Here is a 21506-nt window from a genome sequence, read left to right as displayed (position 1 = left end):
CCGGGCGTGACAGACTGACCGCTGTGTTGCGCTGGCTGACTGCAGGTGAATCGCACGGACCCGCCCTCGTCGCGCTGCTGGAGGGGGTGCCCGCCGGCATCGAGGTGACCACCGGGGAGATCTCCGGCGAGCTGGCCCGGCGCCGGCTCGGCTACGGTCGGGGCGCCCGGATGTCCTTCGAGCAGGACGAGGTCGAGATCATCGGCGGGCTCCGGCACGGCGTGACGCTGGGCAGCCCGGTGGCCATCCGGGTGGGCAACTCGGAGTGGCCGAAGTGGCGCACCGTGATGGCCGCCGACCCGGTCGACGCCGACGAGCTGGCCGGCCAGGCCCGCAACGCCCCGCTCACCCGCCCCCGTCCCGGCCACGCCGACCTGGCGGGCATGCAGAAGTACGGCCACACCGACGCCCGCCCGATCCTGGAGCGGGCCAGCGCCCGGGAGACCGCCGCCCGGGTCGCCGTGGGCACCGTCGCCAAGGCCCTGGTCAAGCAGGCGCTGGGCATCGAGATCGTCTCCCACGTGGTGGAGCTGGGCCCGGTCGCCGCGAAGCCGGGCCTGCGCCCGACCCCGTCCGACGCCGCCCGCATCGACGCCGACCCGCTGCGCTGCCTCGACCCCGAGGCCAGCGCCCGGATGGTCGCCGAGGTCGACGCCGCGAAGAAGGCCGCCGACACGCTGGGCGGCGTGGTCGAGGTGCTGGCCTACGGGGTGCCACCGGGCCTGGGCAGCCACGTGCAGTGGGACCGCAAGCTCGACGCCCGGCTGGCCACCGCGCTGATGTCGATCCAGGCCATCAAGGGCGTGGAGATCGGCGACGGCTGGCTCCAGGCGCGCTCCCGCGGCTCCGAGGCGCACGACGAGATCCTGCCCACCGCCACCGGCGTGCGCCGGGTCACCGACCGGGCCGGCGGGCTGGAGGGTGGCATCACCACCGGCGAGCCGCTGCGGGTGAAGGCCGCCATGAAGCCGATCTCCTCGCTGAACCGGGCGCTGTCCACCGTCGACGTGCTCACCGGCGAGCCGGCCACCGCGATCAACCAGCGCTCCGACGTGTGCGCGGTGCCGGCCGCGGCCGTGGTGGCCGAGGCCATGGTGGCGCTGGTGCTGGCCGAGGCGGCGGTGGAGAAGTTCGGTGGCGACTCGGTGGCCGAGATGCGCCGCAACCTGTCGGGTTACCTCGACGCGCTGGTGATCAGATGAGCACCCGGCCGGTCTGCGTGCTGGTCGGGGCGCCCGGCTCCGGCAAGACCACGGTGGGGCAGGCGCTCGCCGCGGCGCTCGGCGTCGAGTTCCGGGACACCGACACCGACATCGAGCAGCTCGCCGGCAAGCCGATCCCGGAGATCTTCGTGGACGAGGGGGAGGAGCACTTCCGTACCCTCGAACGGGCCGCGGTGGCGGCGGGGCTGGCCTCGCACGCGGGCGTGCTCGCCCTCGGCGGCGGCGCGGTCCTCGCCGAGGAGAACCGCGCCGCGCTGATCGGGCACACCGTGGTGCACCTCTCGGTGGAGCTGCCCGACGCGGTGAAGCGGGTCGGCCTGGGGTCGGGCCGGCCGCTGCTGGCGCTGAACCCGCGCGCCACCCTCAAGCACCTCATGGAACAGCGCCGCCCGCTCTACACCGAGGTGGCCACGGCGACCGTGCGCACCGACGGGCGTACGCCAGAGGAGATCGCCACCGAGGTCGCCGCCCTGCTCAAGCCCTGACCGGGTGTGGCCGGGGCACCCGCTCCGGCCGCCAGGTGACGAGCAGCGCGAGGGCGAGCAGGATCTCGGCCAGGTCGCCGCCGTAGTACATCACCGTGGCGCCGGCGCGCAGCTCCTCCCCGGTCGCCGGCACGTCCACCAGCAGGCCGGCGTAGAGCAGTTGGGCGAGCACGGCGTGCGCCGCCACGCCCACCCCGAGCACCACCAGGCGGACCGGGACCCGGGGCCGGTGCGGTCCGGGATCGGGCCCGGCGACCGACCAGGTGAAGAGGTAGCCGCTGAGCACGAAGTGCAGCAGCACCAGCCCGTGCAGCGCCGGATGGGTCAGGGTGGCCCGGTACAGCGGGGTCAGGTACAGCAGCCACAGCCCGCCCGCCGTGAGCAGCAGCCCGGTCACCGGGTGGGCGAGCACCCGCGGCGCCGGGTGCCGCAGCAGCCGCAGCGCGGCCCGCCCGACCCGCCGGTCCACCGTGCGCAGCGCCAGCGTGCCGGGGGCGCCGAGCACCAGGGCCAGCGGCGCCAGCATGCCCAGCAGCAGGTGCTGGACCATGTGCCCGGGCAGGTCGGCGGTGGGCAGCAGCAACCCGGCGGCGAGCAGCGCCGCGCCGAGGCCGAAGCTGGCCGTCCGCCGGTGGTCCCACCCGGGGCGGCCCGGGTCCCGCTGCCGCAGCGCCGCCGCCAGGTAGGCCCAGAACAGCACCAGGGGTACGAGCGCCTCGGCCGGGAAGCCGCCGGCCGGATGCCCGGCGTGGGCGAGGCTCACCGCCGATCCGGCGCGCAGAGGTCCACGACGGCGGCCCGTCGCTGCACCGCCCAGCCGACCGCGACGAGGATCGCGCCGAGGGCCAGGAAGCCCAGGTCCCACCAGAGCAGGTGCGGGCCGCCGTGCACGTGGTGGATGCCCAGGATCTGGTGGTCGACGAGCCCCTCGACCAGGTTGAACAGGCCCCAGCCGACCAGCGCCCAGCCCCACAGCGCGGGGGAGCGCCACAGCCGGCCCCGGGACCGGGTGACCCGGGCGTAGAGCAGGGCCAGGCCGGCCAGCACCGCCACCCAGGTGACCGTGTGGAACAACCCGTCCCAGAGGGTGTTCATCTTCAGCCCGGCCACCGTGTCGACCGGGTACGGCTTGATGCCGACCCGGTCGCTGTCCGTGCTGCTCAGCAGGTGGTGCCACTGGAGCAGCTGGTGGAGCAGGATCCCGTCGACGAAGCCGCCGAGTCCCACCCCGAGGATCGTCGCCGGCACCCGGATGTCCGCGCCGTCGATGGTCGATCGGGTCATGCCTGCACCTCCGCCGTCCGGGGCTCTCGTCCCCCAGTTACTGCCCGCTCCCGTGCGGTCAAACGTCGGTGACGCCCCGAAGGCCACGGAGTGGACACTCGCCGCCCCGGTGCCGCCCGCTCGACTAGGCTGCCGGCGATGGACGAGGTGACCCGGATCCCGGTCGGCGGCGAGCGGCCGTACGACGTGCTGGTGGGACGTGACCTGCTCGACCCGCCGCCCCGGCTGCTGCCCGGCGCCGAGCGGGTGGCCTTCCTGCACGCGCCACCGCTCAAGGGGCTGGCCGGGGAGCTGGCCGAGCGGGTCCGCACGGCCGGGGTCGCCCCGCTGCTCATCGAGGTGCCGGACGCCGAGGCGGGCAAACACATCGACGTGGCGGCCGACTGCTGGGACCGGCTCGGCGAGGCGGGCTTCACCCGCACCGACGCCGTGGTCGGGGTGGGCGGCGGCGCGGTCACCGACCTGGCCGGCTTCGTGGCGGCGAGCTGGCTGCGCGGGGTGCGCTGGGTGCCGGTGGCGACCTCGCTGCTGGGCATGGTCGACGCCGCCGTCGGCGGCAAGACCGGGATCAACACCGCCGCCGGCAAGAACCTGGTCGGCGCCTTCCACCCGCCGGCCGGGGTGATCTGCGACCTGGCGACGCTGGACAGCCTGCCGCCGGCCGACCTGGCCGCCGGGATGGCCGAGGTGGTCAAGTGCGGGTTCATCGCCGACCCGGCGATCCTCGACCTGGTGGAGCGGGATCCGGCCGCCGCGCTGGACCCGACCGGGCCGGTGACCCGCGAGCTGGTCGAACGGGCCGTGCGGGTCAAGGCCGACGTGGTCTCCGGTGACCTGCGGGAGTCCGGGGTGCGTGAGGTGCTCAACTACGGGCACACCCTCGCGCACGCGATCGAGAAGGTGGAGGGCTACCGCTGGCGGCACGGTCACGCCGTCGCGGTGGGCCTGGTCTACGCGGCCACCCTGGCCCGGCTCGCCGGGCGGCTGGACGCCGCCACCGCGGAGCGGCACCGGACCGCGGTGGCAACGCTCGGTCTGCCCACCGGCTACCGGGCCGACGCCTGGCCGGAGCTGCTGGCCGCCATGCGGGTGGACAAGAAGGCCCGCGGCAACCGGCTGCGCTTCGTGGTGCTGGACGGCCTGGCCCGCCCGGCGATCCTGGAGGCCCCGCCGGACGAGCTGCTGGCGGAGGCGTACCGGGAGATCAGCTCATGAGGGTGTACGTGCTCAACGGGCCGAACCTGGGCCGGCTCGGCACCCGCCAGGTCGACGTCTACGGGGTGACCAGCTACGCCGACCTGGTGACCATGTGCGAGGACACCGGCCGCGAGCTGGGGCTGGACGTGGTGGTCCGGCAGACCGACGCCGAGCACGAGCTGCTGGGCTGGCTGCACGCGGCGGCCGACGAGGGCGCGGCGGTGGTGCTCAACCCGGCCGCCTGGTCGCACTACTCGATCGCCGTCCGGGACGCCTGCGCGCTGCTCCGCGGCCCCCTGGTCGAGGTGCACATCTCCAACATCCACGCCCGGGAGGAGTTCCGGCACCACTCCGTGGTCTCCGCGGTGGCCACCGGGGTGATCTGCGGGCTCGGCGTGGACGGCTACCGTCTGGCCCTGCACCACCTGGCCGCCCGCGTTCGGTGACGTTCGGCACGTCCGGGGCGGGTGCAGGGGCGGGCGGGCGGTGGCCGGCGCTCAGCACGGCGGACCCGGTTCGACACAGCTAGTAGACTTCGTAGGTCTGTCCGCCAATTGAAGATCAAGGCAGGAAATGGCCTCCACCAACGACCTCAAGAACGGCCTGGTACTCAACCTCGACGGCGAGCTGTGGGCCGTCGTCGAGTTCCAGCACGTCAAGCCCGGTAAGGGCGGTGCGTTCGTGCGTACCACGCTGAAGAACGTGCTGTCCGGCAAGGTGGTCGACAAGACCTTCAACGCGGGCACCAAGGTCGACACCGCCACCGTCGACAAGCGCACCATGCAGTACCTCTACGCCGACGGCGAGGACTACGTCTTCATGGACCTGGAGACGTTCGACCAGATCACCGTCCCCGGCGGCACCGTCGGCGAGGCGGCCAACTACCTCCTCCCCGAGGCCGAGGCCACCGTCGCCACCCACGAGGGTGTGCCGCTCTACATCGAGCTGCCGACCTCGGTCGTGCTCGAGATCACCTACACCGAGCCGGGCCTGCAGGGCGACCGGTCGACCGGCGGCAACAAGCCGGCCACGGTCGAGACCGGCGCCACCGTCCAGGTGCCGCTCTTCATCACCACCGGCGAGAAGATCAAGGTCGACACCCGCGACGGCCGTTACCTCGGCCGAGCCTGATGGCCGAGGGTCCCAAGCAGCAGATGCCGGCGCGCCGCAAGGCGCGCAAGCGGGCGCTGGACGTGCTCTTCGAGGCCGACCTGCGGGACCGGCCCCCGGCCGAGGTGCTCGCCGGCTACCTGGAGCGGATCGAGAAGCCCCGCCCGGAGCACGTGGGCTACGCGGTCGGCCTGGTCGAGGGCGTCGCGGCGCACCTGGACCGGATCGACGAGGTGATCGCCAGCTACGCCGAGGGCTGGACGCTGGACCGGATGCCGGCGGTCGACCGCAACCTGGCCCGGATCGCGGTCTACGAGCTGCTCTACGTCGACGAGATCGACGACGCGGTGGCGATCAGTGAGGCCGTCGAGCTGGCCCGGCAGATGTCGACCGACGACTCGCCGCGCTTCCTCAACGGCATCCTCGGCCGGATCGCCGAGTACGCCACCCGCTGAAACACCCCGTACGCGACAAAGGGCCCGTGCCGGACGGCACGGGCCCTTTGTGTGCGACAGCGGTCGGTCAGGACGCGAAGAACGCCCGCGGGTCGGCGACCAGCACACCGTGCTCGGTGAGCCGCTCGATCAGGCCCGACGGCGAGGCGTCGTAGACGATCGCGAGGGCGCGCAGGTCGTCGGCGCGGATGGAGAGCACCCGGCCGTTGTAGTCGCCGCGCTGCTGCTGGATGGCGCGGGCGTACCGGGCGACGTAGGCGAGGTCCTCGGAGGCCTCGTCGTAGAGCCGCTCCAGGTCCAGCACGATCTTGCTGGTCGGCTCGTGGCGCACCCCGCTGCCGTCGGGCAGCAGCTCCGAGACGGGAACGCGGTAGAAGTCGGCCAGCTCCGCCAGGCGGGACACGGTGACGGCGCGGTCGCCACGCTCGTACGAGCCGACCACCACGGCCTTCCACCGCCCGTTCGACTTCTCCTCCACCCCCTGCAGGGACAGGCCCTGCTGCTGGCGGATGGAGCGCAGGCGGGCGCCCAGCGACTTGGCGTATTCAGAGGGCATTCGGACACTCCCAGTGCTGCTCGGGGTTCTCCCAGCTATCGCTACGGAGCGTGACGGTACGGGGATTGCGACACGCGGTCAAGTGTTCGTGACGACCCCAGTTGGGCCCGGGTACGGCTTGTCCGCATTTCTCCACGCTGACCCGCTGGTCAGGACCGGCGGCGGCCGGCCCGGTGACCGCTGGTAACGTGGCGTGAAGCCCCGGCGCGGGCCCTCCGCGGCCCGCCCGGTCAACCAGACGTCCTTTAACGACCCGTCCCGTGAGGCGGGGAAGGAGGTCCGCCGTGGCCTACCCACCGGCTGCCCACTCGTCGCCGCCGCGACAACCCTCGGTGAAGGTGATCCTCGCCGCCGCCGACGTGTCGCGGGTGGTCGACCGCATCGCCCACCAGATCCTGGAGAAGACCCAGGGCGCCGCCGACACCGTGCTGCTCGGCATCCCCACCCGCGGCGTCCCGCTCGCGCGGCGGCTCGCCGCCCGGATCAGCACCTTCGAGGACGTGACCGTCCCGGTCGGCGTGCTCGACATCACGCTCTACCGCGACGACCTGCGCCGGCACGCCACCCGCGCGGTCGGCCCCACCGACCTGCCCCCGGGCGGGATCGACGGCCGGCGGGTCGTCCTCGTCGACGACGTGCTCTTCTCCGGCCGCACCGTGCGGGCCGCCCTGGACGCGCTCAGCGACGTCGGCCGCCCGGCCTCGGTGCAGCTCGCCGTCCTGGTCGACCGGGGGCACCGCCAGTTGCCGATCCGCGCCGACTACGTCGGCAAGAACATCCCCACCGCGCTCGCCGAGAAGGTCAAGGTCACCCTGGCCGAGACCGACGGCGCCGACGAGGTCCGGCTCTACGGGGGTGCCGCATGATCCGCCACCTGCTGTCCGGGGCCGACCTGGACGCGGCCACCGCCACCGAGATCCTGGACACCGCGGCCGAGATGGCGACGGTGGCCGGCCGCGAGGTCAAGAAGCTGCCCGCGCTGCGCGGCCGCACCGTGGTCAACCTCTTCTACGAGGACTCCACCCGGACCCGCATCTCGTTCGAGGCGGCCGCCAAGCGGCTCAGCGCCGACGTGATCAACTTCTCCGCCAAGGGTTCCAGCGTGGCCAAGGGGGAGAGCCTGAAGGACACCGCGCTGACCCTCCAGGCCATGGGGGCCGACGCGGTGGTCGTCCGGCACCCGGCCTCCGGGGCCCCGCACCGGCTGGCCAACTGGGTGGACGGTTCGGTCGTCAACGCCGGTGACGGCACCCACGAGCACCCCACCCAGGCGCTGCTCGACGCCTACACGATGCGCTCCCGGCTGGGCCGCCTGGACGGCCTGCACGTGGCGATCGTCGGCGACGTGCTGCACTCCCGGGTGGCCCGCTCCAACGTGCTGCTGCTCTCCACCCTCGGCGCGAAGGTCACCCTGGTCGGCCCGCCGACCCTGATCCCGGTCGACATCCCGCACGCGCTCGCCCCGGGCACCGACGTCTCCTACGACCTCGACACCGTTCTTCCCGGTGTGGACGTGGTGATGATGCTGCGGGTGCAGCGGGAGCGGATGAACGACTCCTACTTCCCCTCGGCCCGCGAGTACGCCCGCCGCTACGGGCTGGACGGGCCGCGGATGCGCCGGCTGCCCGAGCACGCGATCGTCATGCACCCCGGCCCGATGAACCGGGGGATGGAGATCACGCCCGAGGTGGCCGACTCGCCCCGCTCCACCATCGTCGAACAGGTCGCCAACGGGGTCTCCGTGCGGATGGCCGTCCTCTACCTGCTGCTCGGAGGGAACAACCGGTGACCGCGTACCTGATCCGGAACGTGAGTGTGGTCGGCGGCGCGCCGACCGACCTGCTGATCCGCGACGGCGTCGTGGCCGAGACCGGCGCCGGGCTGACCGCGCCGGACGCCACGGTGCTCGACGCCACCGGCCTGGTGGCCCTGCCCGGCCTGGTCGACCTGCACACCCACCTGCGCGAGCCGGGCCGGGAGGACGCCGAGACCGTCGAGTCCGGCTCCCGGGCCGCCGCGCTCGGCGGCTACACGGCGGTCTGCGCCATGGCGAACACCTCGCCGGTGGCCGACACGGCCGGCGTGGTCGAGCAGGTCTGGCGGCTCGGCCGCGAGGCCGGGCTGGTCGACGTGCAGCCGATCGGCGCGGTCACCGTCGGCCTGGCCGGCGAGCGCCTGGCCGAACTGGGCGCGATGGCCGACTCGGCGGCCCGGGTGCGGATCTTCTCCGACGACGGGCACTGCGTCGCCGACCCGAAGCTGATGCGCCGGGCCCTGGAGTACGTCAAGGCGTTCGACGGGGTGGTCGCCCAGCACGCCGAGGAGCCCCGGCTCACCGAGGGCGCGCAGATGCACGAGGGCGAGGTCTCCACCCGCCTCGGGCTGACCGGCTGGCCGGCGGTCGCCGAGGAGGCGATCATCGCCCGCGACGTGCTGCTCGCCGAGCACGTCGGCAGCCGACTGCACATCTGCCACGTCTCCACGGCCGGCAGCGTCGAGGTGCTGCGGCACGCCAAGGCGCGCGGGGTGAAGGTCACCGCCGAGGTGACCCCGCACCACCTGCTGCTCACCGACGAGAAGGCGGCCACCTACGACCCGGTCTACAAGGTCAACCCGCCGCTGCGCACCGCCGCCGACGTCGCCGCGCTCCGGGCCGCCCTGGCCGAGGGCGTGATCGACATCGTCGCCACCGACCACGCGCCGCACGCCGTGGAGGACAAGGAGTGCGAGTGGGCGTACGCCCGGCCGGGCATGCTCGGCCTGGAGACGGCGCTCTCCATCGCGCTGGACGTGCTCGGGCCGCAGTGGGACCTGATCGCCGAGCGGATGTCCCGCGCCCCGGCCCGGATCGCCGGGCTGGACTCCCACGGTCTCGACCCGGCCCCCGGCGTGCCGGCCAACCTGACCCTTGTCGACCCGGCGGCCCGCCGCGTCGTCGAGCCGGCGGAGCTGGCCAGTCGCAGTCGCAACACCCCGTACGCCCGCATGACGCTGCCGGGTCGCATCGTGGCGACCTTCCTGCGCGGCGAGCCGACGGTCCTGGACGGAAAGGCTGTCAAGTAAATGGCGAAGCGCAGAAGCGCGATCCTCGTCCTGGAGGACGGGCGCACGTTCCACGGCGAGGCGTACGGCAGCGTCGGGGAGACCTTCGGTGAGGCCGTCTTCAACACCGGCATGACCGGCTACCAGGAGACCCTCACCGACCCCTCCTACCACCGTCAGGTGGTGGTGCAGACCGCGCCGCACATCGGCAACACCGGCGTCAACGGCGAGGACGACGAGTCCGGCCGGATCTGGGTGGCCGGCTACGTGGTGCGCGACCCGGCCCGGATCGGCTCCAACTGGCGGGCCACCGGTGGCCTGGAGGACCGGTTGGCCGCCGAGGGCGTGGTCGGCATCAGCGGCGTGGACACCCGGGCGCTCACCCGGCACCTGCGCGAGCGCGGCGCCATGCGGGTCGGCATCTCCAGCGTCGACGACGACCCGGCGGCGCTGCTCGACCGGGTCCGCCGTGCGCCGCAGATGGTCGGCGCGGACCTCTCCGCGGAGGTGACCACCGCCGAGCCGTACGTGGTGCAGGCGCAGGGCGAGCACCGGTTCACGGTGGCGGCGCTGGACCTGGGCATCAAGCGCAACGTGCCGCGCCGGCTCGCCTCCCGCGGCGTCACCACCCACGTGCTGCCGGCCGGTTCCTCCATCGAGGACCTGCTGGCCACCGGCGCGGACGCCGTCTTCTTCTCGCCCGGGCCGGGCGACCCGGCCACCGCCGAGGGCCCGGTCGCGCTGGCCCGGGAGGTGCTGGGCCGGCGGATCCCGCTGTTCGGCATCTGCTTCGGCAGCCAGATCCTCGGCCGGGCGCTCGGCTTCGGCACCTACAAGCTCGGCTACGGCCACCGCGGCATCAACCAGCCGGTGCTCGACCGGGCCACCGGCAAGGTCGAGGTGACCAGCCACAACCACGGCTTCGCGGTCCAGGTGCCGGGCGCGCAGGCCGGCGCGGTCGTCCCCGACCAGGTGATCGAGACCGAGTTCGGCGGCGTCCAGGTGTCCCATGTCTGCCTCAATGACAACGTGGTCGAGGGGCTGCGGGCCAAGGACGTGCCCGCCTTCACCGTCCAGTACCACCCGGAGGCGGCGGCCGGCCCGCACGACGCGGACTACCTCTTCGACCGTTTCGCCGAGCTGATCGAAGGGCGCAAGGATGCCTAAGCGGACCGACCTCAAGCACGTCCTCGTGATCGGCTCCGGGCCGATCGTCATCGGCCAGGCCTGCGAGTTCGACTACTCCGGCACGCAGGCCTGCCGGGTGCTGCGCAGCGAGGGGATCCGGGTCAGCCTGGTCAACTCCAACCCGGCGACGATCATGACCGACCCGGAGTTCGCCGACGCCACCTACGTCGAGCCGATCACCCCGGAGTTCGTCGAGCTGGTCATCGCCAAGGAGCGCCCCGACGCGCTGCTGCCCACCCTGGGCGGGCAGACCGCGCTGAACACCGCGGTCGCCCTGCACGAGGCCGGCGTCCTGGAGAAGTACGGCGTCGAGCTGATCGGCGCCAACATCGACGCCATCAACCGGGGCGAGGACCGGCAGCTGTTCAAGGACATCGTCGCCAAGGCCGGCGTACGCCTCGGCCTGGACGACCCGACGTCGCTGGTGCCCCGCTCCCGGGTCTGCCACTCGATGGACGAGGTCCGCGCGACCGTCGGCGAGCTCGGCCTGCCGGTGGTCATCCGGCCGTCGTTCACCATGGGCGGCCTCGGCTCCGGCATGGCGCACACCGACGAGGACCTGGAGCGGATCGCCGGCGCCGGTCTGGCCGCCAGCCCGGTGCACGAGGTGCTCATCGAGGAGAGCGTGCTCGGCTGGAAGGAGTACGAGCTCGAACTGATGCGCGACCGCCACGACAACGTGGTGGTGGTCTGCTCGATCGAGAACGTCGACCCGATGGGCGTGCACACCGGCGACAGCGTCACCGTCGCGCCGGCCATGACGCTCACCGACCGGGAGTACCAGCGCCTGCGCGACCTGGGCATCGCGGTGCTCCGCGAGGTCGGGGTCGACACCGGCGGCTGCAACATCCAGTTCGCGGTGAACCCGGCCGACGGCCGGATCGTCGTGATCGAGATGAACCCGCGGGTGTCCCGCTCCTCGGCCCTCGCGTCGAAGGCCACCGGCTTCCCGATCGCCAAGATCGCCGCGAAGCTGGCCATCGGCTACACCCTCGACGAGATTCCCAACGACATCACCCTGAAGACCCCGGCGGCGTTCGAGCCGACCCTGGACTACGTGGTGGTGAAGATCCCGCGGTTCGCGTTCGAGAAGTTCCCCGGCGCGGACCCGGAGCTGACCACCACCATGAAGTCGGTCGGCGAGGCCATGAGCCTCGGGCGCAACTTCACCGAGGCGCTGAACAAGGCGATGCGCTCGATGGAAACCAAGGCCGGTGGCTTCTGGACCCTGCCGGACCCCGAGGGCGCGACGAAGGAGAACACCCTCGCCGCGCTGCGGATGCCGCACGACGGCCGGATCTACACGGTCGAGCGGGCGCTGCGGCTGGGCGCCTCGATCGCCGAGGTGGCCGAGGCGTCCGGCGGGATGGACCCCTGGTTCCTGGACCAGATGGCCGCGCTGGTGGAGCTGCGCGCCGAGATCGTCGACGCCCCGGTGCTCGACGCCGACCTGCTGCGCCGGGCCAAGCGGGCCGGCCTCTCCGACCGGCAGCTCGCCGCGCTCCGCCCCGAGCTGGCCGCCGAGGACGGCGTCCGCACCCTGCGCCACCGGCTCGGGGTCCGCCCGGTCTACAAGACGGTCGACACCTGCGCGGCCGAGTTCGAGGCGACCACGCCGTACCACTACTCGACGTACGACCAGGAGACCGAGGTCGGGCCCTCGGACCGGCCCAAGGTGCTCATCCTGGGCTCCGGGCCGAACCGGATCGGGCAGGGCATCGAGTTCGACTACTCCTGCGTGCACGCCGTCATGGCGCTCCGCGAGGTCGGCTACGAGACCGTCATGGTCAACTGCAACCCGGAGACCGTCTCCACCGACTACGACACCGCCGACCGGCTCTACTTCGAGCCGCTCACCTTCGAGGACGTGCTGGAGGTCTGGCACGCCGAGGACTCCTCCGGCAAGGCGGCCGGCGGCCCCGGCGTGGTCGGGGTGGTCGTGCAGCTCGGCGGGCAGACCCCGCTCGGCCTGGCCCAGCGGCTCAAGAACGCCGGCGTGCCGATCGTCGGCACCTCCCCGGAGTCGATCCACCTGGCCGAGGAGCGCGGCGCGTTCGGCGCGGTGCTGTCCCGGGCCGGGCTGCGTGCCCCGGCGCACGGCATGGCCACCTCCTACGAGGAGGCCAAGGCGATCGCCGACGAGATCGGGTACCCGGTGCTGGTCCGGCCGTCGTACGTGCTCGGCGGGCGGGGCATGGAGATCGTCTACGACGACGCCACCCTGCGCGACTACATCGGCCGGGCCACCGACATCTCGCCGGACCACCCGGTGCTGGTGGACCGCTTCCTCGACGACGCCATCGAGATCGACGTGGACGCCCTGGTCGACGCCGACGGCGCGGTCTACCTGGGCGGCGTCATGGAGCACATCGAGGAGGCCGGCATCCACTCCGGCGACTCCTCCTGTGCGCTGCCGCCCATCACGCTCGCCGGCTCCCACCTTGCCGAGGTGCGCCGCTACACCGAGGAGATCGCCCGCGGCGTCGGGGTGAAGGGCCTGCTCAACGTCCAGTACGCGCTCCAGGGCGACACGCTGTACGTGCTGGAGGCCAACCCGCGCGCCTCCCGGACGGTCCCGTTCGTCTCCAAGGCCACCGCGGTGCCGCTGGCCAAGGCGGCGGCCCGGATCGCGCTCGGCGCCACCATCGCCGAGCTGCGCGCCGAGGGGATGCTGCCGCCCACCGGGGACGGCGGGACGATGCCCGCCGACGCCCCGATCGCGGTCAAGGAGGCGGTGCTGCCGTTCAAGCGGTTCCGCACCCCGTCCGGCAAGGGCATCGACGTCCTGCTCGGCCCGGAGATGAAGTCCACCGGCGAGGTGATGGGCATCGACACCAACTTCGGGCACGCCTTCGCCAAGTCGCAGTCCGCCGCGTACGGGTCGCTGCCGACCGCCGGGAAGATCTTCGTCTCGGTGGCCAACCGGGACAAGCGCGGCATGATCTTCCCGATCAAGCGCCTGGCCGACCTGGGCTTCGAGATCGTGGCCACCACCGGCACGGCCGAGGTGCTGCGCCGGCACGGCATCGCCTGCGAGCAGATCCGCAAGCACTACGAGTCGGGCGAGGGCGAGGACGCGGTCTCGCTGATCCTCGGCGGCGACGTGGCCCTGGTGGTGAACACCCCGCAGGGCTCCGGCGCGAGCGCCCGCTCCGACGGCTACGAGATCCGCAGCGCCGCCGTGACGGCCGACATCCCCTGCGTCACCACGGTGCCCGGCGCCGCGGCGGCGGTGATGGGCATCGAGGCACGCATCCGGGGCGACATGCGGGTCCGCCCCCTCCAGGAGCTCCACGCCGCTCTCCGGGCCGGCGAGTGAGCGGCCCGACCCCGACGATCATGAGGTTGGCGGCGGTCGAGGAGATCGACTTCGCCGTCAACCTCATGATCACCGCAGCCGGGGTGGTGGGCGAGTGATCTTCGAGAAGGTGGTGCGGCCTCGGTTGTTCCGGATCGGGGGCGGGGACGCCGAGGTGGCGCACGAGTGGACGTTGGAGCGGCTCGCCGGGGTGTCCCGGCGGGCGGCTCTCCTCGGCGCGCTGCGGGCGCGGTACTTCCGTGCCGCGCCGCGGACCGTGTTCGGGGTGGACTTCCCCAATCCGGTCGGGTTGGCGGCCGGGATGGACAAGAACGGGGTGGCGCTGCCGGCCTGGCCGGCGCTGGGCTTCGGTTTCGTCGAGGTCGGCACGGTGACCGCCCACGCCCAGCCGGGCAACCCCCGGCCGCGGCTGTTCCGGCTGCGCGACAGCGAGGCCGTGGTCAACCGGATGGGCTTCAACAACGCCGGCGCCGAGGCCCTCGCGGTCCGGCTGGCGGCGCTGCCGCGCCCGCTCGGCGTGCCGCTGGGCATCTCGCTCGGCAAGTCCAAGGTGACCCCGCTGGACGAGGCCGTCGAGGACTACCTGGCCTCCTACCGGGCGCTGAAGGGGCACGGGGACTACTTCGCGGTCAACGTGTCCTCACCGAACACCCCCGGCCTGCGGTCCCTTCAGGACCGGTCCCACCTGGACGCGCTCCTCGCGGCGCTGGTGGGGGAGAAGCCGGTGCTCGTGAAGATCGCCCCCGACCTCACCGAGCCGGCCGTCGCCGAACTGCTGGAGGTCTGCCTCGATCGCGGCGCGGCCGGGGTGATCGCCACCAACACCACCCTGGCCCGGGACGGGCTCGCCCCGGCCGACCGGGCGCGGGGCGCGGAGACCGGCGGCCTCTCCGGCCGCCCGCTGGGCGAGCGGGCCCGCGAGGTGGTCGCGTTCGTGCACCGGGAGACCGGCGGCCGGCTGCCGGTGATCGGTGTCGGCGGCATCCTCGACCCGGACGACGCGGCCCGGATGTTCGACGCCGGCGCGAGCCTCGTCCAGCTGTACACCGGTTTCATCTACCGGGGCCCGGCCCTGGTCCGGTCGGTGGCCCGGGCGGCCGCGCGACGCTGACCGGCCGCCGGACGACGACTCCAGGTCGCGGCGCGGCGGCAGACGCGCCGAGCTGGAGTTGTCGGAACCGCGCGCACACCACGAAGGAGAACCGTGACGCCCGAGGAGATCCTCGCCGCCGACCGGCGGCACGTCTGGCACCCGTACGCGGCCCTGCCGCCGGCCAATCCGCCGTACGTGGTGGACAGTGCCGAGGGCGTGCGGTTGCGGCTGGCCGATGGCCGGGAACTTGTCGACGGGATGTCGTCCTGGTGGGCGGCGATCCACGGCTACCGGCACCCGGTGCTGGACGCCGCGGTGACCGACCAGCTCGGCCGGATGAGCCACGTGATGTTCGGCGGCCTCACCCACGAGCCCGCGGTACGCCTCGCGCGCACTCTGGTCGAGCTGTCCCCGGACGGCCTGGAGCACGTCTTCCTGGCCGACTCCGGCTCGGTCAGCGTCGAGGTGGCGGTGAAGATGTGCCTGCAGTACCAGCGGGCCCTGGGGCGGCCGGAACGCCGCCGGCTGGGCACCTGGCGGGGCGGCTACCACGGCGACACGTTCCACCCGATGAGCGTCTGCGACCCGGAGGGCGGGATGCACCACCTCTGGGGGGACGTCCTGCCCCGGCAGGTGTTCGCGCCGCTGCCGCCGGCCGGCGTCGACACCCCGCCCGACCCGGCGTACGAGGCGGCGCTGGTGGAGGCGGTGGAGCGGCACGCCGGCGAGCTGGCCGCGGTGATCGTCGAGCCGGTGGTGCAGGGCGCCGGCGGGATGCGCTTCCACAATCCGCACTACCTGCGGGTGCTGCGCGAGGTGACCCGGGCGCACGGCATTCTGCTGGTCTTCGACGAGATCGCCACCGGCTTCGGCCGGACGGGCACCATGTTCGCCGGCGAGCACGCCGGGGTCGCCCCGGACGTGCTCTGCGTCGGCAAGGCGCTCACCGGCGGCTACCTCACCCTGGCCGCGGCGCTCTGCACCCCCGAGGTGGCCCGGGCCATCTCCGCCGACGGGGTGCTGGCGCACGGCCCGACCTTCATGGGCAACCCGCTCGCCTGCGCGGTCGCCAACGCCTCCCTGGGCCTGCTGCGGAGCGGGGACTGGGCCGGCCGGGTGGCGGGCATCGCCGAAGGGCTGCGGGCCGGCCTGGAGCCGCTGCGCGGCACCCCCGGGGTGGCCGACGTGCGGGTGCTCGGCGCGATCGGCGTGGTCCAGCTCGACCACGAGGTGGACATCCCCCGGGCGACCGCCGCCGCGGTCGCGCAGGGCGTCTGGCTGCGGCCGTTCCGGGACCTGGTCTACACCATGCCCCCGTACGTCACCGACGAGGCGGACGTGGCCCGGATCGCGGCCGGTGTCGAGGCGGCGGTCAAGGCCGGCTGAGCCGGCGGGAGGCCACCGGCGACCGGCGTCCGGTGGTGACAGGACGGTCCGGCCGTCGCGCGGCGGCCGGGGGACAGGACCACGAGCGGCGGCGTGCCCGCCGCGGACAGCGCGGCGCGAGCCCGCGCGAGGAGAGGGAGAGTCGCGATGGAAAGCTTCGGCGCCCGCCTGCACCGGGCCGTGGTCGAGCGGGGACCGCTCTGCGTGGGGATCGACCCGCACCCCGGACTGCTGGCCCGCTGGGGCCTGCCCGACGACGTCGAGGGCCTCGACCGGTTCTGCCGGATCGTGGTGGAGGCCATCGGCGACCGGGTGGCCGTGGTCAAGCCCCAGTCGGCGTTCTTCGAGCGCTTCGGGGCCCGGGGTGTCGGAATCCTTGAGTCAACTATCCGACAGTTGCGAAATTCGGGCTCGCTCGTTCTCCTCGACGTCAAGCGCGGCGACATCGGCTCGACGGTGAGCGCGTACGCCTCGGCGTACCTCGATCCATCCAGCCCGCTGTATGTCGACGCGGTCACCGCGAGCCCCTACCTGGGGGTCGGTTCGCTGGCGCCGATGTTCGAGCTGGCGGCCGCGCACGGCGGCGGCGTGTTCGTCCTGGCGCTCACCTCGAACCCCGAGGGCGCCGCCGTGCAGCGCGCCGTCGGGGCCGACGGGCGCACCGTGGCGCAGACCGTCATCGACGAGATTTCCCAGCTCAACCGGGGTGCCGAACCCCTCGGCAGCTTCGGGCTGGTGGTCGGCGCGACGATCGGCGACACCGGCCACGACCTCGCCGCGGTGAACGGCCCGCTGCTCGCACCGGGGCTGGGCGCGCAGGGCGCGACGGCCGCCGACCTGCGTACCGTCTTCGGCTCCAGCCTGCCCTCGGTGCTCCCGTCCTACTCGCGTGAGGTGCTGGGCGCCGGGCCGGACGAGGCCGCCCTGCGGGCCGGCACGGACCGGGTGCTGGCCGAGTGCCGGGCCGCCCTGACCACCGCCTGACTGACTGACGGCTCGGTCACTTTCCGTTGATCTTCGCGCGTCCACGTTGCCGAAAACTCCGTTGACCGCTAGTTTTCCCCGCGCTGGGAACCACGGACCCCTTTGGTTGCCAGCGACACCACGTTTCACAGATGCGGCGGTGCGCCCCGCCCGTCGTACTAGGGACCTGAGGAGAACTGGTGCCGCTCCCGTCACTGACCCCCGAGCAGCGCGCTGCCGCGCTGGAGAAGGCCGCGGAGATCCGCAAGGCCCGTGCTGAGCTGAAGGAGCAGCTCAAGCAGGGCAAGACCACCCTCGCCACCGTCCTCGAGCGGGCCGAGTCCGACGACGTCGTGGGCAAGCTGAAGGTTTCGGCCGTGCTCCAGGCGATGCCGGGCATCGGCAAGATCCGGGCCACCCAGATCATGGAGAAGCTCAAGATCGCCGACAGCCGCCGGCTGCGTGGCCTGGGCGAGCAGCAGCGCAAGGCGCTGCTTGGAGAGTTCGCCGCCAACTGAACGGCCCACCGTGTAGAAACAAGCGGTGAGCACGGATGACGAGGCGCGCCCGGCGGCTCGGCTCACTGTCCTGGCCGGACCTTCGGGGGCCGGCAGGGGGAGTGTCGTCGAGCTGGTCCGGGCGCGCTTTCCGTCCGTGTGGGTGCCGGTCGCCGCGACCACCCGGCCGGCCTGTCCCGGCGAGGTGGACGGCGTCGACCGGCTCTTCCTCGACCCGGCCGGCTTCGACCGCATGGTGGCGGCCGACGAGCTGCTGGAGTGGAGCCGGATCGGGCCGCACCGGCGGGGGGTGCCGCGCGCCGGCGTGCGGTCCCGGCTCGCCGAGGGGCGGCCGGTGCTGCTTCCGCTCGACCTGCCCGGCGCGCTCGCCGTCCGGGCCGTGGTGCCGGACGCGCGGCTGGTGCTGCTCTGCCCGCCGGCGTACCGGCCGGACCCGGCCCTCGCGGCCGCCTTCGCACACGCCGTGCTGCACGACCGGACCGAGCGTGCGGCCGAGGAGCTGGTAGGCTTGCTCGGTTCTTCCTTCCTGGCTCCGGCCCGACCGCGCCCGAGCGGTTGAGCGGCCACCGCCTCCGGGCGGGCACAAAGACGCAGAGGTTATTCGTGGGATCCATCGCCAACCCCGAGGGCATCACCAACCCGCCGATCGACGAGCTCCTCGAGAAGACCACCTCGAAGTACGCGCTGGTCATCTTCGCCGCCAAGCGCGCGCGCCAGGTCAACGCCTACTACAGCCAGCTCGGCGAGGGCCTGCTGGAGTACGTCGGCCCGCTGGTGGAGACCACCCCCCAGGAGAAGCCGCTCTCCATCGCCATGCGCGAGATCAACGCGGGTCTGCTCACCGCCGAGCCGACCGACCAGCCGTAAGCCCCGCCCGCGCCGATGGCCGCCGAGATCGTCCTCGGGGTCGGTGGCGGCATCGCCGCCTACAAGGCGTGTGAGCTGCTCCGGCTCTTCACTGAGTCGGGTCACCGGGTCCGGGTCGTGCCGACCGGGTCGGCGCTCCGTTTCGTCGGGGCGCCGACCTGGGCCGCGCTCTCCGGCCAGCCGGTCGCCGACGACGTCTGGTCCGACGTGCACGAGGTGCCGCACGTCCGTCTCGGGCAGCACGCCGACCTGGTCGTGGTGGTGCCCACCACCGCCGACCTGCTCGCCAAGGCCGCCCACGGCCTCGCCGACGACCTGCTCACCAACACCCTGCTGACGGCGCGTTGCCCGGTGGTGCTGGCGCCGGCCATGCACACCGAGATGTGGGAGCACCCGGCCACCGTCGCCAACGTGGCGACCCTGCGGTCCCGCGGCGTCCTGGTGATCGAGCCCGCGGTCGGCCGGCTCACCGGCAAGGACACCGGCAAGGGCCGGTTGCCCGACCCGGCCGAGATCTTCGCGGTCGCCCGCCGGGCCCTGGCCCGCGGCGGCGCCGCCCCGGCCGACCTGGCCGGCCGGCACGTGGTGGTCACCGCCGGCGGCACCCGCGAGCCGCTCGACCCGGTCCGCTTCCTCGGCAACCGCTCCTCCGGCAAGCAGGGCTACGCGTTCGCCCGGGCCGCCGTGGCCCGGGGCGCCCGGGTCACCCTGGTCTCGGCCAACGTCGCGCTCGCCGACCCGGCCGGCGTGGACCTGGTCCGGGTGGGCAGCACCGAGGACCTGCGCAAGGCGACCCTGGAGGCGGCCGCCGACGCGGACGCCGTCGTGATGGCCGCCGCGCCCGCCGATTTCCGTCCGGCGACGTACGCGCCCGGTAAGATCAAGAAGTCGGACGACGGCAGCGCGCCCACCATCGAGCTGGTGACCAACCCGGACATCGCGGCCGAGCTGGGCCGCCGCCGGCGGCCGGAGCAGGTGCTGGTGGTCTTCGCCGCGGAGACCGGCGACGCCGAGGCCAACGGCCGGGCCAAGCTCGCCCGCAAGCGCGCCGACCTCATCGTGATCAACGAGGTCGGGGTGGACAAGGTCTTCGGGGCCGAGACCAACGCCGCCACGGTGATCGGGGCGGACGGGTCGGTGCACCGGATGCCCGAGCAGCCGAAGGAGGACCTGGCCGACGCCGTCTGGGACCTCGTGGTCGCCCGGTTGCGGGAGCGGTCCTGAGGGTTGGTCACTCCCCGGTTCCCCGGGTCACGCTGGGAGCACGGTGACTAAACTGCCGCCGAGCGACCTTTAAAAGTCTTCACATGCTTAGGAGTGCCGTGACACGTCTCTTCACGTCCGAATCGGTCACGGAAGGCCACCCGGACAAGATCGCCGACCAGATCAGTGACGGCATTCTCGACGCACTGCTCGCCCAGGACCCGCACAGCCGGGTCGCGGTCGAGACCCTGATCACCACCGGCCAGGTGCACGTCGCCGGCGAGGTGACCACGAAGGCGTACGCCGACATCCCGACCATCGTGCGGGACACCATCCTGTCGATCGGCTACGACTCGTCGAAGAAGGGCTTCGACGGCGCCTCCTGCGGCGTGAGCGTCTCCATCGGCGCCCAGTCGCCCGACATCGCGCAGGGCGTGGACAACGCGTTCGAGCTGCGTACCGGCTCGTCGGAGAGCGCGCTCGACGCGCAGGGCGCCGGCGACCAGGGCATGATGTTCGGCTTCGCCTGCTCCGAGACGCCCGAGCTGATGCCGCTGCCGATCGCGCTCGCCCACCGGCTGGCCCGCCGCCTCGCCCAGGTGCGCAAGGACGGCACGATCCCCTACCTGCGGCCGGACGGCAAGACCCAGGTGACCATCGAGTACGACGGGCTGCGCCCGGTCCGGCTCGACACCGTCGTGGTCTCCAGCCAGCACGCGGCCGACATCTCGCTCGAGTCGCTGCTCACCCCGGACGTCCGCGACCACGTCATCACCCCCGAGCTGGAGGGCCTCGGCCTGGACACCGAGGGCTACCGGCTGCTGGTCAACCCGACCGGGCGTTTCGAGATCGGCGGCCCGATGGGCGACGCCGGCCTCACCGGCCGGAAGATCATCGTCGACACCTACGGCGGCTACGCCCGGCACGGCGGCGGCGCGTTCTCCGGCAAGGACCCGTCCAAGGTGGACCGCTCCGCCGCGTACGCGATGCGCTGGGTGGCCAAGAACGTGGTCGCCGCCGGCCTGGCCGAGCGTTGCGAGGCGCAGGTCGCGTACGCGATCGGCAAGGCCCACCCGGTGAGCCTGTTCATCGAGACCTTCGGCACCGAGACCGTGCCGGTCGCCTCGATCGAGAAGGCCGTCGCCGAGGTCTTCGACCTGCGCCCGGCCGCCATCATCCGGGATCTCAACCTGCTCCGCCCGATCTACCAGCAGACCGCCGCCTACGGCCACTTCGGCCGGGAGCTGCCGGACCTGACCTGGGAGAGCACCGACCGGGCCGCCGACCTCAAGTCGGCCGCGGGAGCCTGACCGGCACCAGGCGAGGCGACCGGCGACCCGCCGAGGGGTCGCCGGTCGCTCGCGTCTGCGTGGACGTGCCCCTGCCGCACCTCGACCGCCCCTTCGACTACCTCGTGCCCGACACCCTGGACGCCGACGCCCGGCCCGGGGTGCGGGTGAAGGTCCGCTTCGCCGGGCAGCTCGTCGACGGCTGGCTGCTGGAGCGGGTCGCGGAGTCCGCGCACCCCCGGCTGGCGTACCTGGAGAAGGTCGTCTCCCCGGTGCCCGTCCTGGCGCCCGAGGTGGCCGAACTGGCCCGCGCGGTCGCCGACCGCTA

At 73.2% G+C, this 21506-nt stretch carries 23 protein-coding genes; 20 read left to right on the top strand and 3 right to left on the bottom strand.

Annotation, left to right across the window (positions count from 1 at the left end):
• The first annotated feature begins 23 nt into the window (after nucleotides 1–23).
• Nucleotides 24–1202, top strand: a complete 1179-nt coding sequence (gene aroC / locus ACW0Q9_RS13510; RefSeq protein ID WP_456181139.1) for a chorismate synthase — start codon at nucleotides 24–26, stop codon at nucleotides 1200–1202.
• Nucleotides 1199–1708 carry a shikimate kinase gene (locus ACW0Q9_RS13505; RefSeq protein ID WP_456181137.1) on the top strand — a complete coding sequence of 170 codons (510 nt, stop codon included), beginning with the start codon at nucleotides 1199–1201 and terminating at the stop codon, nucleotides 1706–1708. The genes aroC and ACW0Q9_RS13505 overlap by 4 nt, the downstream gene beginning before the upstream one ends.
• On the opposite strand, the gene ACW0Q9_RS13500 is transcribed toward ACW0Q9_RS13505, so the two are convergent.
• Together ACW0Q9_RS13500 and ACW0Q9_RS13495 are read right to left on the bottom strand one after the other, a co-directional pair.
• Nucleotides 1698–2471 carry a cytochrome c oxidase assembly protein gene (locus ACW0Q9_RS13500; RefSeq protein ID WP_456181135.1) on the bottom strand — a complete coding sequence of 258 codons (774 nt, stop codon included), beginning with the start codon at nucleotides 2469–2471 and terminating at the stop codon, nucleotides 1698–1700. The two genes, ACW0Q9_RS13505 and ACW0Q9_RS13500, sit on opposite strands and share 11 nt — an antisense overlap.
• Entirely contained in the window at nucleotides 2468–2992 is a 525-nt protein-coding gene (locus ACW0Q9_RS13495; RefSeq protein WP_456181133.1) for a DUF2243 domain-containing protein, read from the bottom strand. The genes ACW0Q9_RS13500 and ACW0Q9_RS13495 overlap by 4 nt, the downstream gene beginning before the upstream one ends.
• A gap of 138 nt (nucleotides 2993–3130) precedes the next feature.
• Between ACW0Q9_RS13495 and aroB the strand changes: the two genes are divergently transcribed.
• From aroB to nusB, 4 genes are all read left to right on the top strand, one after another.
• Entirely contained in the window at nucleotides 3131–4207 is a 1077-nt protein-coding gene (gene aroB / locus ACW0Q9_RS13490; protein WP_456181131.1) for a 3-dehydroquinate synthase, read from the top strand.
• A complete protein-coding gene (gene aroQ, locus ACW0Q9_RS13485) occupies nucleotides 4204–4635 on the top strand; it encodes a type II 3-dehydroquinate dehydratase (RefSeq protein ID WP_456181129.1) in 432 nt (143 codons plus the stop codon). Before aroB ends, aroQ begins: the two co-directional genes overlap by 4 nt.
• A gap of 127 nt (nucleotides 4636–4762) precedes the next feature.
• On the top strand, nucleotides 4763–5320 hold the full coding sequence (efp, locus tag ACW0Q9_RS13480; RefSeq protein WP_456181127.1) for an elongation factor P: 558 nt from the start codon (nucleotides 4763–4765) through the stop codon (nucleotides 5318–5320).
• Nucleotides 5321–5343: 23 nt separating this feature from the next.
• Complete coding sequence (nusB, locus tag ACW0Q9_RS13475) at nucleotides 5344–5754, top strand: transcription antitermination factor NusB (RefSeq protein ID WP_192579747.1); 411 nt, start codon at nucleotides 5344–5346, stop codon at nucleotides 5752–5754.
• A gap of 67 nt (nucleotides 5755–5821) precedes the next feature.
• Here nusB and bldD read toward each other — a convergent pair whose 3' ends face one another.
• Nucleotides 5822–6310, bottom strand: coding sequence for a transcriptional regulator BldD (gene bldD, locus ACW0Q9_RS13470; RefSeq protein WP_013285505.1), 489 nt, complete (start codon nucleotides 6308–6310; stop codon nucleotides 5822–5824).
• A 284-nt stretch (nucleotides 6311–6594) separates the two neighbouring features.
• Between bldD and pyrR the strand changes: the two genes are divergently transcribed.
• The 14 genes from pyrR to ACW0Q9_RS13400 all read left to right on the top strand — a co-directional run.
• Complete coding sequence (gene pyrR, locus ACW0Q9_RS13465; RefSeq protein ID WP_456181124.1) at nucleotides 6595–7176, top strand: bifunctional pyr operon transcriptional regulator/uracil phosphoribosyltransferase PyrR; 582 nt, start codon at nucleotides 6595–6597, stop codon at nucleotides 7174–7176.
• Nucleotides 7173–8099, top strand: coding sequence for an aspartate carbamoyltransferase catalytic subunit (locus ACW0Q9_RS13460; RefSeq protein WP_456181122.1), 927 nt, complete (start codon nucleotides 7173–7175; stop codon nucleotides 8097–8099). The genes pyrR and ACW0Q9_RS13460 overlap by 4 nt, the downstream gene beginning before the upstream one ends.
• On the top strand, nucleotides 8096–9373 hold the full coding sequence (locus ACW0Q9_RS13455; protein WP_456181120.1) for a dihydroorotase: 1278 nt from the start codon (nucleotides 8096–8098) through the stop codon (nucleotides 9371–9373). The genes ACW0Q9_RS13460 and ACW0Q9_RS13455 overlap by 4 nt, the downstream gene beginning before the upstream one ends.
• A complete protein-coding gene (carA, locus tag ACW0Q9_RS13450; protein WP_456181118.1) occupies nucleotides 9374–10519 on the top strand; it encodes a glutamine-hydrolyzing carbamoyl-phosphate synthase small subunit in 1146 nt (381 codons plus the stop codon).
• Nucleotides 10512–13859, top strand: coding sequence for a carbamoyl-phosphate synthase large subunit (gene carB / locus ACW0Q9_RS13445; RefSeq protein WP_456181116.1), 3348 nt, complete (start codon nucleotides 10512–10514; stop codon nucleotides 13857–13859). Before carA ends, carB begins: the two co-directional genes overlap by 8 nt.
• A gap of 94 nt (nucleotides 13860–13953) precedes the next feature.
• Nucleotides 13954–14970, top strand: a complete 1017-nt coding sequence (locus ACW0Q9_RS13440) for a quinone-dependent dihydroorotate dehydrogenase (protein WP_456181114.1) — start codon at nucleotides 13954–13956, stop codon at nucleotides 14968–14970.
• A gap of 93 nt (nucleotides 14971–15063) precedes the next feature.
• On the top strand, nucleotides 15064–16338 hold the full coding sequence (locus ACW0Q9_RS13435) for an adenosylmethionine--8-amino-7-oxononanoate transaminase (RefSeq protein ID WP_456181112.1): 1275 nt from the start codon (nucleotides 15064–15066) through the stop codon (nucleotides 16336–16338).
• A 147-nt stretch (nucleotides 16339–16485) separates the two neighbouring features.
• Nucleotides 16486–17322, top strand: a complete 837-nt coding sequence (pyrF, locus tag ACW0Q9_RS13430; protein ID WP_456181110.1) for an orotidine-5'-phosphate decarboxylase — start codon at nucleotides 16486–16488, stop codon at nucleotides 17320–17322.
• 179 nt (nucleotides 17323–17501) lie between these two features.
• Nucleotides 17502–17819: an integration host factor, actinobacterial type gene (gene mihF / locus ACW0Q9_RS13425; protein WP_013285515.1), complete on the top strand. Its 318-nt coding sequence runs from the start codon at nucleotides 17502–17504 to the stop codon at nucleotides 17817–17819.
• A gap of 25 nt (nucleotides 17820–17844) precedes the next feature.
• Nucleotides 17845–18378 (top strand): guanylate kinase, encoded by a 534-nt coding sequence (locus ACW0Q9_RS13420; RefSeq protein WP_456181108.1) that lies wholly within the window; start codon nucleotides 17845–17847, stop codon nucleotides 18376–18378.
• Nucleotides 18379–18422: 44 nt separating this feature from the next.
• Nucleotides 18423–18686 (top strand): DNA-directed RNA polymerase subunit omega, encoded by a 264-nt coding sequence (rpoZ, locus tag ACW0Q9_RS13415; protein ID WP_007075826.1) that lies wholly within the window; start codon nucleotides 18423–18425, stop codon nucleotides 18684–18686.
• Nucleotides 18687–18701: 15 nt separating this feature from the next.
• Nucleotides 18702–19910, top strand: coding sequence for a bifunctional phosphopantothenoylcysteine decarboxylase/phosphopantothenate--cysteine ligase CoaBC (gene coaBC / locus ACW0Q9_RS13410; protein ID WP_456181105.1), 1209 nt, complete (start codon nucleotides 18702–18704; stop codon nucleotides 19908–19910).
• Between the two features lie 98 nt (nucleotides 19911–20008).
• Nucleotides 20009–21199 (top strand): methionine adenosyltransferase, encoded by a 1191-nt coding sequence (metK, locus tag ACW0Q9_RS13405; RefSeq protein WP_255509956.1) that lies wholly within the window; start codon nucleotides 20009–20011, stop codon nucleotides 21197–21199.
• Nucleotides 21200–21258: 59 nt separating this feature from the next.
• Nucleotides 21259–21506 (top strand): primosomal protein N' family DNA-binding protein (locus ACW0Q9_RS13400; RefSeq protein ID WP_456181103.1); only part of this gene is annotated, 248 nt, incomplete at its 3' end.

The sequence above is a fragment of the Micromonospora sp. I033 genome (assembly GCF_053890995.1).
This window is presented reverse-complemented; position numbering and strand designations above follow the sequence as displayed.